Raw genomic sequence first — 14835 nt, 5'->3', positions numbered from 1 at the left:
AAAAAAACGGCCTCTGTGTCGAGGCCGTTAGTCATTGAGAACGGTTATGCGTCGCCTGTTTAATATGCTGGTTAACAACGTGCGCGAGCACTTTATGATCTACCTTGCGCTGTGGTTGCTGCTGGCGATCATCGATCTCGTCTGGTTATGGTTTTTCTGACGACTCCGGCTCGGGGATCCCGAGTTTGGTGTTCAGTCGGCCACGCGATTTGTTAAAGATTTTATTGCCGTTTTCGCGTCCGGCGCGCAGTTTGCGCTGCTCCTCTTCCGGCAGCTTATGCTCTTCCATGCACGCTTCGCTACAGCAACCGGCAAACTTCTCAGCGCAGCTCGGGCACTGTATAAACAGCAGATGACAGCCATCATTCAGGCAATTGGTATGGGTATCGCACGGCGCGCCACACTGATGACAGTGCGCGATGACGTCATCGGAGATACGCTCGCCCATCCGCTCATCAAAGACAAAGTTTTTGCCAATAAAACGGACCGGCAGCCCCTGCTCACGTGCGCGGCGGGCGTACTCAATAATCCCGCCCTCGATATGCCAGACCTTATTGAAACCGTTATGCTTCATCCAGGCGCTGGCTTTTTCACAGCGAATACCGCCGGTGCAATACATAACAATTTTCTTGTCTTTGTGGTCCTGCATCATTTCCACGGCTTTCGGCAGCTGGTCGCGGAAGGTATCCGCCGGGATCTCCAGCGCGTTTTCGAAATGACCCACCTCATATTCATAGTGGTTACGCATATCGATAAATACCGCATCCGGATCGTCAAGCATGGCATTGACGTCCGCCGCCTTGAGATAATCCCCAACATTGGAGGCATCGAAAGAGGGATCGTCGATGCCATCGGCGACAATACGGTCACGCACTTTCAGGCGCAGCACCCAGAAAGATTTCCCATCGTCCTCAAGGGCGATATTGAAACGCAGCCCCGCCAGCGCCGGATCGAAGCCATAGAGAAACTCACGCAGGGCTTCAACGTTGCTTTCCGGCACGCTGATTTGCGCGTTGATCCCTTCCCGGGCCAGATAAATACGGCCAAAGACCTTCAGCTGGGTTAAGGCAACCCATAACGCATCGCGAGTGGCTTGTGGGTCGACAATGGTGAAATATTTATAGAATGAGATCGTCGTGCGCGGCTCGGTCTCAGCCAGCATTTGCGCCTTTAACGTCTCATTTGAAATGCGGTTGTGTAACACTGGCATGGTGTACCTGCTCGACATAGAAATGAGGAAATAAACGGCGGGCATGATATAGCAAAGCTAATTAATTTACATCCCTACATTTTACGCTACATTTCTCTCACCCGGTCGCGCCCCGCTTAACAAAACGAGCTGACTGTCGCCGCCTTTGGCTGGCCGGTAAAAAAATGCGATAATATAAGACGTTGCTCACTGATACGGGTATGAAATGACTCATTTGCCTAAATTTTCTCCGGCGCTGTTGCATCCGCGCTATTGGCTGCTGTGGCTGGGTATCGGCCTGCTGTGGCTGGTTGTCCAACTGCCCTATCCGCTGATTTACCGCCTGGGAAATGCCATCGGCCGACTGGCCATGCGCTTTATGAAGCGTCGGGCGAAGATCGCCTATCGCAACCTTGAGCTCTGCTTCCCCGACAAAAGCGAGCAGGAACGTCACCGAATGGTGGTGATGAACTTTGAATCGGTGGGTATGGGACTGATGGAGACGGGGATGGCCTGGTTCTGGCCGGTTCGTCGTATCGCCCGCTGGACCGACACCATCGGCTTTGAGCATATCCGCGATGTGCAGGCGCAGCAGCGCGGCATTCTGCTGATCGGTATTCACTTCCTGACTCTCGAGATGGGCGCGCGGATGTTCGGCATGAACGAGCCGGGGATTGGCGTCTACCGTCCCAACGACAACCCGGTGATCGACTGGCTGCAGACATGGGGCCGCTTGCGCTCAAATAAGGACATGATTGACCGTAAGGATCTGAAAGGGATGATCCGGGCGCTGAAAAAAGGTGAAGTGGTCTGGTATGCGCCGGATCACGATTACGGTCCGACCGCCAGCGTCTTCGTCCCACTGTTCGCTGTCGACCAGGCGGCGACCACCTCCGGCACCTGGATGCTGGCGAAAATGTCCAAAGCCTGTATCGTCCCCTTCGTCCCGCGTCGCAAACCGGATGGTAAAGGTTATGAACTGATTATCCTGCCGCCAGAGTGTTCCCCGCCGCTGGACGACGCGGAAACCACGGCCGCCTGGATGAACAAGATTGTTGAGCAGTGCATCATGATGGCCCCGGAACAATATATGTGGCTCCACCGCCGCTTCAAAACCCGCCCCGAGGGCATGCCCTCCCGCTACTGATCCCTTTTCCCGGCCGCGCATGTGGCCGGGAATGCGCTTCTCGCTCATGCTTTAGGCTCTGCTTTAGCTTTAAAAGCTCTCCTCCATTGCGGCATTTATTTCCCAGGCGCATAATTAGCAGGCTCATATTTTCTCTTAATTTGACCTGCCGCGCAGGCCAGTGGAACCCTATGTCCTCTGCTGATACCCCTATTAACTGGAAACAAAATCTGACCGTGACCTGGCTCGGCTGCTTTTTAACGGGCGCCGCCTTCAGTCTGGTTATGCCCTTTCTGCCACTCTATGTCGAACAGCTCGGGGTCACCGGGCATAGCGCGCTGAACATGTGGTCCGGGCTGGTCTTTAGTATCACCTTCCTCTTCTCCGCCATTGCCTCACCGTTCTGGGGCGGTCTTGCTGACCGCAAAGGACGAAAAATTATGCTGCTGCGTTCCGCCCTCGGAATGTCCGTAGTGATGATGCTGATGGGGATGGCACAGAATATCTGGCAGTTTCTGCTGCTACGCGCACTGCTCGGCCTGCTGGGCGGCTTTATTCCCAACGCCAACGCCCTGATTGCCACCCAGATCCCGCGCCACAAAAGCGGCTGGGCGCTGGGCACGCTGTCAACCGGCGCGGTGAGCGGCGCCCTGCTCGGCCCGCTGGCGGGTGGCTTCCTGGCCGACCACTGGGGCCTGCGCACCGTCTTCTTTATGACCGCGGCGGTGCTGTTTATCTGCTTCCTGTTTACCCTGTTTTTAATCCGTGAAAATTTTGTGCCGATCGCCAAAAAAGAGATGCTCAGCGCCAGAGAGGTTTTCTCCTCGCTACAGAATCCCAAGCTGGTGCTCAGCCTGTTTGTGACCTCGCTGATCATCCAGGTGGCCACCGGCTCCATTGCGCCGATTCTGACGCTTTACGTGCGCGATCTCGCGGGCAACGTCAGTAACATCGCCTTTATTAGCGGGATGATCGCCTCGGTGCCGGGAATAGCCGCGCTGATGAGCGCCCCGCGGCTGGGCAGGCTCGGGGATCGTATCGGGCCGGAAAAGATCCTCATCGTCGCGCTAATTATCTCTGTGCTATTGCTGATCCCGATGTCGTTCGTTCAGACCCCACTGCAGTTGGGTATCCTGCGTTTCCTGCTCGGCGCGGCAGACGGGGCACTGCTGCCGGCAGTGCAAACCCTGCTGGTGTATAATTCCACCAGCCAGATCTCCGGGCGTATCTTTAGCTATAACCAGTCGTTCCGCGATATTGGCAACGTCACCGGCCCCCTGATAGGCGCCTCGGTGTCCGCCAACTACGGTTTCCGCGCGGTATTCCTGGTCACCGCGGGCGTGGTGCTCTTTAACGCCATTTATTCTACCCTCAGCCTGCGCCGACCTGCCGCGGAAGCCTCGCAGCCTGACCGCCATTCAGTAAATTAATGTCCAGAGGGGCCCAGCCCCTTGACGCTTTGGCTACCGCCTTCTATAGATTGAATCGTGTTCAATTCATATTCTTCTCAGGAGATTCGCTATGCCAAAGGATTCGATGTTCTATGCCACGCTCGAAGAAGCTATTGATGCAGCACGCGAAGAATTTCTCGCCAATAATCCTGACAGCGATGAAGAGAGCGCTAACGTTGAGCAGCTTAATATTCAAAAGTATGTGCTGCAGGATGGCGATATCGCCTGGCAGGCCGAATTTTTTGCTGACGAAGACGAACAAGGCGAATGTTTACCGATGCTCAGCGGCGAAGCTGCGCAGAGCGTTTTCGACGGGGATTATGATGAGATAGAGCTGCGCCAGGAGTGGCTGGAGGAAAATACCCTCCATGAGTGGGATGAAGGCGAATTCCAGCTCGAGCCCTCGCTGGACACCGAAGAGGGACAGACGGCGGCCGACGAGTGGGACGAGCGCTAATCAGTTATAGGGCCCGTGGCTGGCATCCAGCGGCAGCAGCAGCGTATCGAACACCAGCGAGAACGGCAGGTCCAGAACGGTGAGATAGCGCCATGCCGAGTCGCGAACGTCCCACTGCACGCCCGGGTAATATTGATTGCCATGCCCCTGCCCGGGCACCGTCCGGCTGATAATGCTGCCGCAGCCGCTCAGCAGCAGCGCCATGGCAATGATCGATAATATTCGCATCCACAACCTCGTGTTTCAGATAAAAAAATACCGGCATCGCTGCCGGTATTTTCCTTTACGTACGGCTTATTTCGTTTTCAGCGCCAGCGGGTTAAGCGCTAACTGCTGATAGGCGTTGACCCACGATGAATATTTCTCCGGCGCGGCCCAGACGCGATAGTGCAGACGCGACATGGTCACCGGGTCGCTCAACAGCACCAGTCGACGATCGCGGTTCAGCTTATCCGGCGTTTCGTTCAGTGCCTGCTCAACGTGGCGCTCGCGAGCGATCTCAAGGATATGACCATGACGGTGGCGCGCGGTGGCCATCGCCGTGGCGAGGGCGTTAAACGACGGATTGAATACCGCGTGCATAAAGCCATCGTCCAGTGAACGCTGACGGTTCAGCGTCAGGTACGCGTCGGTATCCTTGAGCACCTGCGGCGGCGAATACTCTTCCGGGATCAGGAACAGCTTCCAGCGCTTGGTGCGCAGGCCCACGGTCGCCCGGCTGGAGATCGCCGACACGAACGGCGACAGGATCAGCGAGACGACGATCGGCGCCAGCCAGAACAGGAAGCGCAGATCCAGCCATGCCATTCCGACTGCCCATACCAGCCCCAGCAGCAGCTGCGAGCCGTGACGCATAAAGGCTTCTCCCCACGGCGTGGAGTCATCATCACGCTGCGGCGAATTCCACACCACTTCCCAGCCGAGGAAGGCGCTGACCACGAAGACAGTGTGGAACAGCATGCGAACCGGCGCCAGCAGGACCGAGAACAGGACCTCCAGCAGCAGAGAAAGCGTGACGCGGATAAATCCGCCATACTCTTTCGGCCCTTTACACCACACCAGAATAATACTCAGCAGCTTCGGCAGGAACAGCAGCACCATGGTCGAAGCGAACAGCGCGATGGCCAGCTCTGGACGCCACTGCGGCCACACCGGGAACAGCTGACGCGGCTGCAGGAAGTACTGCGGCTCGGTCAGGGCATGCACCACCTGTAGCGCCGTCGACAGGGCAAGGAACATAAACCACAGCGGCGCCGACAGGTACGACATCACGCCGGTGAGGAACACCGCCCGGTGAACCGGGTGCATCCCTCTGACGAGGAACAGGCGGAAGTTCATCAGGTTGCCCTGACACCAGCGACGGTCGCGTTTCAGCTCGTCCAGCAGGTTCGGCGGCAGCTCCTCATAGGAGCCCGGCAGATCGTAGGCAATCCACACCCCCCAGCCGGCACGGCGCATTAGCGCGGCTTCGACGAAGTCGTGCGACAGAATCGACCCGGCAAAGTTACCCTCGCCCGGCAGCGGCGCCAGCGCGCAGTGCTCGATGAACGGCTTCACGCGGATAATGGCATTGTGTCCCCAGTAGTGGGACTCCCCCAGCTGCCAGAAGTGCAGACCGGCCGTAAACAGCGGACCGTACACCCGGGTGGCAAACTGCTGGCAACGCGCATACAGCGTGTCCATGCCCGAAGCGCGCGGGGATGACTGGATGATCCCGGCGTTCGGGTTCGCTTCCATCAGGCGCACCAGGCTGCTCAGACACTCGCCGGTCATCACCGAGTCTGCGTCCAGCACCACCATATAGCTGTACTGGCTGCCCCAGCGGCGGCAGAAATCATCGATGTTGCCGCTCTTACGCTTCACGCGACGACGGCGACGACGATAGAAAATCTGCCCTTCGCCCTGCACTTCGGCAATCAGCTCCATCCACGCCTTTTGCTCAGCCACACAGATATCGGGGTTATAGCTGTCGCTGAGAATATAGACGTCGAAATGAGCGGCGTTACCGGTCGCTTTCACCGACTCCCAGGTCGCCCGCAACCCGGCGAAAACGCGGTCAACGTCTTCGTTACAGATCGGCATAATAAGCGCCGTACGGTGCGCCGGGTTCAACGGTTCGTCACCAACCGTCGAGGCGGAAATACTGTACTTGTCGCGGCCAATCAACAGCTGCAGAAAGCCCATTAACGCAGTCCAGAAGCCGGCGGAAACCCAGCAGAACAGCACCGCGAAGAGGATCAGAATGCCGCTCTGCAACACGTACGGCAGCAGCTGCATGAACGAGATCCACAGGTTCTGCCCCACCATGTCGGCCGGGTTGATCAGCGCCCAGCCCTGATAAGGCAGAATGGTTTTCATATACCAGGTGGCCACCACGGTCTGCGACAGCGTCAGCAGCAGCAGGATGTAGCGACGAATGGTGCCGACGGTACGCCATTTTTGCTCACTCTCGCGCTCTTCTTGCGTCAGGCGGGAGAGATAGCGCGGCGTGACATCGCGGCCGCGCAGACGATCCCAGAAGCGGCCGACCGGGTTAGTCCGCCACGGGTCCGGGATCATCGAGGAACGCCTGGCTTTCGGCATAGCATGCAGCTGGGTACGACCTTCGTCATCCTTCACCAGTTGATCGCCAGAAAGCGAATCCGGCCAGCTGTGCGCCAGACGCGCCTTCACCGACCCCAGCGGAGAGTCGTCTTCGCGAGCGAAGGTCTGATGTTCGTCATCCAGGGCCTGATGAACGGCCTGCAGGCTGGTGTCCGGCAGCGCCGATTTTTCGGCGTCCGACAGCGGCAATGCGTCAATGTACTTCGTTATCTTATTCATTGGCAGGCAGCTGATAGCTCCAGGTTTCGCTCAACGTGTCATCACCGTTAACCAGTGCGGCACGCATTTCCGTCGTTTTCTTCGGATCTTTGACCTTCAAACGCAGGATCATCCGCCAGCCTTTGGTCACTGGATTGTAACGCACGGTATTTTCAACGATTTCCGCGTTATCGCCGGTGCTCGCCTGAGCAGCGACCGGGGTATCCGCTGGCAGTTTCTTCATATCGGCGCCGGTGAAGTCGACAATGAAGGCAACCGTACCGTCCGGCTGACGGATCAGGTTCGACTGCTTCACGTCGCCGGTAGAGCGGCGGGTCTGCATAACGTAAGCGTTATCTGGCGCATGCAGCTTGTCTTCATCGCGGCTGAAGGTGATGGTGTATTTGAAGTTCATCTCCTTGCCCGGCTCCGGCAGCTGATCCGGCGTCCAGTAAGTCACGATGTTATCGTTCGTTTCATCGTTGGTCGGAATTTCAACCAGCTCGATTTTCCCTTTGCCCCAGTCCCCTTTCGGGGTGATCCAGGCGCTTGGACGCAGGTCATAACGATCGTCGAGATCCTCGAAGCGCGAGAACTGACGGCCGCGCTGCAGCAGGCCGAACCCTTGCGGGTTTTCCATCGCATAGCTGCTGACAGCCAGGTGTTTCGGATTGTTCAGCGGACGCCAGATCCACTCGCCGTTACCGGCCAGGATAGACAGACCATTGGAGTCGTGCAGCGCCGGACGATAGTTGAGCGTCGGAGAAGGCTGGTTGGAACCGAACAGGAACATGCTGGTCAGCGGCGCCACACCCAGTTTGCCGACTTTGTCACGCAGGTAAACTTTGGACTGGACGTCCACGACGGTGTCGCGTCCCGGCATGATGACAAAGCGATAGGCGCCGGTTGCCCGTGGGGAATCCAGCAGCGCATAGATAGTCAGACGCTTGTCAGTGGCTTTTGGACGTTCGATCCAGAACTCACGAAAACGCGGGAACTCTTCGCCGGACGGCAGCGCGGTATCGATAGCCAGACCACGCGCGGACAGACCGTAAACCTGACCCTGACCCAGCACGCGGAAGTAGCTGGCACCGAGCATGCTGACGATTTCATCGTTCTTATCTTTGCTGTTGATCGGATACAGTACTTTGAAGCCGGCGAAACCGAGGTCTTTCACCGTGTCTTTATCGTGCTGGACGTTACCAAAGTTGAAATAGTCCGGACTATATTTAATTTTGCGCACGCTGGTCGCCGTCACTTCATTGATGGTGACCGGCGTGTCGAAGTACATCCCCTGATGGTAAAATTCAAGCTTGAATGGGGTTTTCTGGTTATTCCAGTAAGCTTTATCGTGATTAAACTGAATTTGCTGGTAGTCCGCGTATTTCATGTCGCGGAAAGCGGAGGGCAGGTTACTCTTCGGCGCTTCATAGCCTTTCCCGGCTAACGTTTTGGCCTCTTTTGCAACGTCATCAATGCTAAACGCCCATGCAGATGAAGTACACAGGGACAACATTACGGCTGCGCTTAACCAACGCATTTTCATCATCTGTGGTTTATGTTTCATATAAGTAAGCACTTCCCCCTTTGTGTGCTTAAATCGATCCGATCTATTTTAATGGAAACTCAGGCAATCCGACAACATAATCCCTGCTTTGTTCAGCCTGGCGGCACAGGGAATAAACAGTTCGCTGTCCCGTTTGCACTTTGAGTGCTTATCCTGGAGACAGTTACCCCGAGTTCATGTAGGGTTGCTGATAATGTAAGCGTTATCACCTTGAGTGATAAGACGAATTATCTGAGATTGTCGTGAATCGTATGAATAATACTCCGGTACAGCGTGAATATTTCTTCGACAGCATCCGCGCCTGGTTGATGCTGCTGGGGATCCCTTTCCACATTTCGCTGATTTATTCCAGCCACAGCTGGCATGTCAACAGCGCCGAACCCTCGTGGTGGTTGACGCTGTTTAATGACTTCATCCATGCCTTTCGCATGCAGGTCTTTTTCGTCATCTCCGGCTATTTCTCCTACATGCTGTTCCTGCGCTACCCGCTGAAAAAATGGTGGAAAGTGCGCGTTGAACGGGTCGGTATTCCGATGCTGACCGCCATCCCACTGCTGACGCTGCCGCAATTTATTATGCTGCAATACGTCAACGGCAAGGCGGAAAACTGGCATACCCTTTCGATGTACGACAAATTTAATACCCTGGCCTGGGAGCTCATTTCCCACCTGTGGTTTTTACTGGTTCTGGTGGTGCTGACCTCGCTGGGGGTGGTGCTGTTTAAATGGCTGACGCGCCGTCCGGCTGGCCACGGCCTCGCCTTCAGTGACACTGTCACCATGGGCCAGCTGACGATGATTTTCCTCGCGCTGGGGGTCTTTTATGCGCTGATCCGCCGGTCCTTGTTCCTGCTCTATCCGCCCCTGCTGAGCAATGGTCTGTTTAACTTTGTGGTGATGCAGACGCTGTTCTATCTGCCCTTCTTTGTGCTGGGCGCGCAGACCTTTATTAACCCACGCTTAAAGACCATGTTCACCACTCCGTCGCCGTGGTGCTGCGCCGCAGCGCTGCTCGGGTTTATCGCCTATCGACTGAATCAGCAGTATGGGTCCGGCGACGGCTGGATGTATGAAACCGAATCGGTGATTACTATGGTGTTGGGGCTGTGGATGGTCAATGTGGTCTTTTCGCTCGGCCATCGACTGCTGAACTTCCAGTCAGCGCGCGTGACCTATTTCGTCAATGCCTCGCTGTTTATTTACCTGGTGCACCACCCGCTGACGCTACTGTACGGGGCGTGGATCACCCCGGCCATCAAGTCCAATACCTTAGGCTTTATTGTCGGGCTGGTTTTTGTGGTGGGTATCGCGCTGATCCTGTATGAAATTCATCTGCGCATTCCGCTGCTGCGTTTCCTGTTCTCCGGTAAACCGATGAACAAACCGGCCAAAACCCCGGCTTCGGCCAGCTAATTTGCCGCGGGTGCGGCACGCCAGGCGTGTCGCATTACGCCTGCTCGTCAAAAAGCCGGTCGAAAATCATATTATACAGAGCTTCTAAATCTGCCTTATCGACCGGGGTCGAGGCGCAGAGCTCACAGCGATAGGCGGCCCCCTCGGTCAGAACGGCGATGAGCTCTGATGCGGCATTGCGTCGCGCATCGCTGAGCCCGGGATGGTAGCGCTGCGACAGACGCCCTCCTTCCTCTTTCAAACGCCGATCGGCCTGCACCAGGATCTCGCGCAAGCGTGGGTTACGCGAGGCTTCGGCGTTGATCTCCATCAGCAGATAATTGTCGCTTTTGGTGGCTGCCGACGTCGGGATCCTGCCGGCCAGCACCGCCGCTTTGCGCGCCAGATTGTGGTTCTCATCGATCATCTCCCCGACCCTGGCGTGGACGATTTCGCTGACAATCGCTTCGATGATCGCCTCTTTGCTGGCAAAAATACGATACAGCTGACCAACGCTCAGGCCCGCCTCGCGGGCAATATCGGCAACGGAAGCGCCATGCAGCCCCTTTTCAGCAAAACACCTTTGCGCAGCGGCAACGATCTCTGCGCGGCGCGCCTGCTGCTTCTGCTGTACTTTTCCTTCTGACACCCTGCTCCCTCCTGCTATCCATCTTTCCCGTCAATACCGGCGGTTATCATAGCCTATTCTGCTGGATCAGGGGTATGACGCCAGCAGGCGGCGATAGATAGCCGCCGTTTCCTCATCAAAACAGACGAACAGGACGCGCTCAAGGGGGTTATAGCGAGTGAGAAACGCGGTGACGGTGCGCACGGCGATCTCCGCCGCTTCCTCTTTTGGATAGCCATACACGCCGGTGCTGATCGCCGGAAACGCAATGGAGCGATAGTTGTTTGCCGCGGCCAGCTGCAGACTGTTTTTGTAAGCATCCGCCAGGGTTTGCGCTTCCATGCGGTCGCCGCCGTGCCAGACCGGGCCCACGGTGTGGATCACCGCGCTGGCGGGAAGATCGCCCGCAATAGTGATCACCGCGTGACCGGGAGGACATTCGCCCTGCTGCTGCAATACCTGTTTGCAAGCCGCCAGCAGCGCCGGGCCGGCCGCCCGGTGGATCGCGCCATCTACCCCGCCGCCGCCCAGCAGCGAGGGGTTTGCCGCATTAACAATCACATCGACTTCAAGCGTCGTAATATCGCCGAGAATTACCTCAGGTTGAACAGCCATTTCTCCTCCTGTCGGCATAGCGCGTGGATACGGCTTTCTGCCGATACTAGGGCATTCCCGCCCCCGGGAGCAAGATTATCCCTCAGCCCAGGCGACGGGAAGCTAAAAAAAACAGGACCCTAAGGGTCCTGTTGAGTCTGCTGTTTCGCCAGTCAGGCGTTGTCATTAGCGAACGATTTATGTTTGCCCGCGCGGGCCGCCAGCCACAGGCCACTATTCTTCATGGCATAGCCAAAAACCAGACCCAACGCCAGGGAGGGCACCACCAGGCGCCAGTCGCCGTCTGCCGCAAAAGTCGCGCAGGCGCCGATAAAGGTGCCCGGTACAAACGACAGCAATGTCTGTCGCGCCTGAATGCACATCAGGAAGGCGACGATACCGGTCATCATATAGCTGAGGATCTGCAGCTGCGGGGCCAGTGCGCTACCGTGGATAATCACTAATGCCCAGACCACGCCGCTCATTACCGTGCACGAGGAGATGGCCAGACCTTTCAGACCGCCCTGCGGGCAGGCGAAATAGGCCGTACAGCCGAGGAAACCGGCCCAGCTCAGCAGGCCGAGAGCGACCGCCACCCATCCCCAAATTCCGGAGAGAATGCCCGTCGTTAATGCGATTGCGAAGAGTATGTTCATGGCGCGTATCCTAGCAGATACGCGCCGGAAGAATGAGATCTAAAACACAGTATATGAATGAACCTAATTTCAGTTGCATTCAAATAGTGATTAACATCACATATTATTGCTCATCTTCTTCCTGAAGCTCGTCCCACATCGCGGCGATGGCGTCGCGGGTCAATGGCGCCATGGTGCGCCAGAATGGCGTGTGCGCATGGGCTTCGACTTTGCCCAGCATCGTCCCGCACCATGGCAGGATATAGTCAGCAAACAGGAGCTCCAGCGTCTCGCTCTGGTCTTCTGTAGCATGATCCTCCAGCCAGGAGGCGGCCAACAGCAGCGATCCGAGATGATCCGCCGGACCTTCCCCTGTCGGGATACCGTGTTCGCTCATAAAAGCCCGTACTTCTGCTTCCGAGGAACCCTCCACCCACGCGCTACGGTACGGCGGCACGCTGCAGGCTTCACCGACGAACAGCGCATTATAGTCCGTCGCCAGGGACTGCATCTCACAGCTTTTCTGCAGACGCGCCAGCAGTTCATCCTGCTCAAGCGGCCAGCTGGCAGCCAGTTTGCCCTCACGGATCAGGGTAAACAGCGGCACCAGCAGCGGGTCCTGCGGTTGACGGTAATACAGCGAACCCAGCACGCGGCAGAGGATTGAAAACTCGTTCATTCAGTTATTCCAGTTATACAAATTAAAGGTCAGCAAATTCCGGGATCGCCGGCATGCCCCGCGACTCGAGGAAGTTGAGCAGGCGACGCGGAGAAACGTTGAGGATCCTCTCCTCCGGGAAATCGACCGCATCAAGGATCTTGCGGCATTCGGTAAATTCCCCGAGGGTAAAGGCAGTGTGAGAGTCAGAGCCCAGCGCCACCCATCCCCCGGCATCACGCACCGCCGCTGCGATAGCTCGACAGTTATCTTCACTGCCCACGCGCGATGAAATAAAAGAGGAGTTATTAATCTCCAGCGCCACCTGATAGCGGGCCGCCGCTTCGGCAATGGCCGGGATATCCACCGGGAATTTCGGATTACCCGGATGGCTAATCATATGCACCTTACCGCTGGCCATCGCGGCAATCATCGCCTGCGTATGGGTGTCTCGATCCTGCGGCGGGAACACCGGCTCATGGAATCCGGCAATGATCAGATCAAGCGAGGTTAACATCGGCCCGGAGCAGTCGATCTCACCTTCGATATTTTTAATATTCGACTCAATACCGCGCAGGATCCCCACCCCGTCTACCAGGCGAGGCCAGATGCGCATATTAACGAAGTGCCAGTAGTGCGGGGCATCCGCCATATCCGGGCCATGGTCGGTGATGGCGAAGAGTTTGATCCCTTTACGCTTTGCTTCCGCAATATAATCGTGCAGGGTGCTGTAGGCGTGGGTGCTGGCGACGGTATGCATGTGCAGGTCAACGGGATACATCACATTCTCCTCTTCTGTTTGCCGCAAGAATAGCAGGAAACCGGGCTATTGATTAGCAAAAACCCCGCCGTGGCGGGGTTCTCTCGTCTTAATAACCGCGCTGGCGGTCAACCTGACCGCTTACCGGTTCCCCTCGCTCAAGCCGGCTAATGGTCTCCGCAATGTAGGTGATAGCTTCCATTGGACGGGTCACTGCCGCCACATGGGGGGTCATGGCCACCCGCGGATGTGCCCATAGCGGGCTCTCCTGCGGCAGCGGTTCGCGACTGAAGACATCGAGCATCGCCCCTTTGAGCTTACCGCTGTTCAGCGCCGCCAGCAGATCCTCTTCAACGACATGCACGCCGCGAGCAAGGTTGAGGACATAGCTCTCATCCGGCAACTGCGCCAGCAGCGTTTGGTTAATAATACCGGCGGTTTCGGCGGTATTCGGCAGCAGGTTGATCAGCACGCGAGTGCCCTGCAGGAATTCGCCCAGTTCGGCCTGACCGGCGAAGCTCTGTACCTGTGGCCAGGATTTGCGGCTACGGCTCCAGACGCGAAGCGGGAACCCCCAGGGTTGCAGACTTTCCGCAACCTTCGCCCCCAACACGCCGGCGCCCATAATCCCGACAGTGAATTCGTCGGCGCGATACTCGGGCAGCGGCTGCCAGCGGGAAGCCAGCTTCAGCGCCTGATAGTCATCAAAGCGGCGGAACCAGTGCAGCACCTGGCTCACGGCATACTCCTGCATCTGCCGTCCCATACCGGTATCTTCGAGGCGAAACAGCGGGATCGACAGCGGCAGCATATCCGGATGGTCACGCAGCTTGCTGAGAATAGAATCTACCCCCGCCCCGAGGGCAAACACGGCCTTCAGCGCCCGGCCCTGCAGCATCTCTACCGGCGGATGCCAGACCAGGGCATAGTCCGCCGGCTGGTTGTCACCCGCTTTCCACTCGCGCACCCGCGCCCCGGGTAACTGTTTTTCCAGCTCACGGATCCAGAATGGGGTATCAAAGGTCTGATGGTAAAAAATAATCTCCATAGGGGCTCCTGATAGCAGACGCCTTTGGCCGATTGACGCTGGCGTCTTATTTTACTCATTGTTTTCTATTGGTTTGCCAGCATAACAAATTTCCCCCGAGCGAAAAGGGAAAAGGCACTGGCGACAAAAAAAACGGATTTCGCACGTTTAAGGAGCAAGTTGCTCGAAGTTTGTCTAAACGCGCTTTTTTTGCAAAAAGTTGATTGACGGGCGATACGTATTTCCCTACATTAGCGCCCGTTCCCGACAACAACGGGAAAGACAATATGGTGAGGTGTCCGAGTGGCTGAAGGAGCACGCCTGGAAAGTGTGTATACGGCAACGTATCGGGGGTTCGAATCCCCCCCTCACCGCCATATTCGAGATGAGAGCCTGTACGCAAGTACGGGCTCTTTTCTTTTATATTCTCCGCCGGGGGGGATGAGAACCCCCGACCGGGGTTCGACAACTGGCGCAGCCAGTTGGACAGACCGCGAGCCCGCGAGCGGGCTGCCCCGCAGGGGCGAGCGAAGCGAGTCAATCCCCCCCT

At 57.0% G+C, this 14835-nt stretch carries 15 protein-coding genes and 1 tRNA gene; 6 read left to right on the top strand and 10 right to left on the bottom strand.

The features are described from left to right. The first annotated feature begins 46 nt into the window (after positions 1 to 46). A complete protein-coding gene (locus AS136_RS26030; protein WP_002898988.1) occupies positions 47 to 160 on the top strand; it encodes a DUF2770 family protein in 114 nt (37 codons plus the stop codon). Here AS136_RS26030 and trhO read toward each other — a convergent pair. Then, a complete protein-coding gene (gene trhO, locus AS136_RS21460; protein ID WP_008805967.1) occupies positions 146 to 1210 on the bottom strand; it encodes an oxygen-dependent tRNA uridine(34) hydroxylase TrhO in 1065 nt (354 codons plus the stop codon). The two genes, AS136_RS26030 and trhO, sit on opposite strands and share 15 nt — an antisense overlap. A gap of 205 nt (positions 1211 to 1415) precedes the next feature. On the opposite strand from trhO, the gene AS136_RS21455 reads away from it, so the two are divergent. From AS136_RS21455 to AS136_RS21445, 3 genes are all read left to right on the top strand, one after another. Next, positions 1416 to 2336 (top strand): Kdo(2)-lipid IV(A) acyltransferase, encoded by a 921-nt coding sequence (locus tag AS136_RS21455; RefSeq protein ID WP_023297357.1) that lies wholly within the window; start codon positions 1416 to 1418, stop codon positions 2334 to 2336. 170 nt (positions 2337 to 2506) lie between these two features. Further along, complete coding sequence (mdtG, locus tag AS136_RS21450) at positions 2507 to 3745, top strand: multidrug efflux MFS transporter MdtG (RefSeq protein WP_008805966.1); 1239 nt, start codon at positions 2507 to 2509, stop codon at positions 3743 to 3745. A gap of 91 nt (positions 3746 to 3836) precedes the next feature. Next, positions 3837 to 4223 carry a MysB family protein gene (locus AS136_RS21445; protein WP_012542251.1) on the top strand — a complete coding sequence of 129 codons (387 nt, stop codon included), beginning with the start codon at positions 3837 to 3839 and terminating at the stop codon, positions 4221 to 4223. On the opposite strand, the gene AS136_RS21440 is transcribed toward AS136_RS21445, so the two are convergent. The 3 genes from AS136_RS21440 to mdoG all read right to left on the bottom strand — a co-directional run bounded on the left by AS136_RS21440 (position 4224) and on the right by mdoG (position 8592). Continuing rightward, positions 4224 to 4451: a YceK/YidQ family lipoprotein gene (locus AS136_RS21440; RefSeq protein WP_008805964.1), complete on the bottom strand. Its 228-nt coding sequence runs from the start codon at positions 4449 to 4451 to the stop codon at positions 4224 to 4226. Between the two features lie 66 nt (positions 4452 to 4517). Continuing rightward, on the bottom strand, positions 4518 to 7046 hold the full coding sequence (gene mdoH / locus AS136_RS21435) for a glucans biosynthesis glucosyltransferase MdoH (RefSeq protein WP_008805963.1): 2529 nt from the start codon (positions 7044 to 7046) through the stop codon (positions 4518 to 4520). Continuing rightward, a complete protein-coding gene (gene mdoG / locus AS136_RS21430) occupies positions 7039 to 8592 on the bottom strand; it encodes a glucans biosynthesis protein MdoG (RefSeq protein ID WP_012968580.1) in 1554 nt (517 codons plus the stop codon). Before mdoG ends, mdoH begins: the two co-directional genes overlap by 8 nt. 251 nt (positions 8593 to 8843) lie before the next feature. On the opposite strand from mdoG, the gene mdoC reads away from it, so the two are divergent. Beyond that, positions 8844 to 10004 (top strand): glucans biosynthesis protein MdoC, encoded by a 1161-nt coding sequence (mdoC, locus tag AS136_RS21425; protein WP_012968581.1) that lies wholly within the window; start codon positions 8844 to 8846, stop codon positions 10002 to 10004. Between the two features lie 34 nt (positions 10005 to 10038). On the opposite strand, the gene AS136_RS21420 is transcribed toward mdoC, so the two are convergent. The 6 genes from AS136_RS21420 to ghrA form a co-directional block, all read right to left on the bottom strand. Then, the gene (locus tag AS136_RS21420) at positions 10039 to 10632 is read right to left on the bottom strand and encodes a TetR/AcrR family transcriptional regulator (RefSeq protein WP_008805960.1); all 594 of its coding nucleotides are present in this window, start codon (positions 10630 to 10632) and stop codon (positions 10039 to 10041) included. 66 nt (positions 10633 to 10698) lie between these two features. After that, entirely contained in the window at positions 10699 to 11226 is a 528-nt protein-coding gene (ymdB, locus tag AS136_RS21415) for an O-acetyl-ADP-ribose deacetylase (protein WP_008805959.1), read from the bottom strand. A 152-nt stretch (positions 11227 to 11378) separates the two neighbouring features. Continuing rightward, positions 11379 to 11861, bottom strand: a complete 483-nt coding sequence (locus tag AS136_RS21410) for a DUF1097 domain-containing protein (RefSeq protein WP_008805958.1) — start codon at positions 11859 to 11861, stop codon at positions 11379 to 11381. 103 nt (positions 11862 to 11964) lie between these two features. Continuing rightward, positions 11965 to 12519, bottom strand: a complete 555-nt coding sequence (locus AS136_RS21405; protein WP_008805957.1) for a TorD/DmsD family molecular chaperone — start codon at positions 12517 to 12519, stop codon at positions 11965 to 11967. A 22-nt stretch (positions 12520 to 12541) separates the two neighbouring features. After that, positions 12542 to 13279, bottom strand: a complete 738-nt coding sequence (locus AS136_RS21400) for a phosphatase (protein ID WP_008805956.1) — start codon at positions 13277 to 13279, stop codon at positions 12542 to 12544. An 88-nt stretch (positions 13280 to 13367) separates the two neighbouring features. Continuing rightward, entirely contained in the window at positions 13368 to 14306 is a 939-nt protein-coding gene (ghrA, locus tag AS136_RS21395; RefSeq protein WP_008805955.1) for a glyoxylate/hydroxypyruvate reductase GhrA, read from the bottom strand. A 268-nt stretch (positions 14307 to 14574) separates the two neighbouring features. Between ghrA and AS136_RS21390 the strand changes: the two genes are divergently transcribed. Then, positions 14575 to 14662, top strand: a tRNA-Ser gene (locus AS136_RS21390). Positions 14663 to 14835 lie beyond the last annotated feature (173 nt).

This window comes from Klebsiella sp. D5A (assembly GCF_001620885.1).
In the GTDB taxonomy this organism is placed as follows: domain Bacteria; phylum Pseudomonadota; class Gammaproteobacteria; order Enterobacterales; family Enterobacteriaceae; genus Klebsiella; species Klebsiella variicola.
This window is presented reverse-complemented; position numbering and strand designations above follow the sequence as displayed.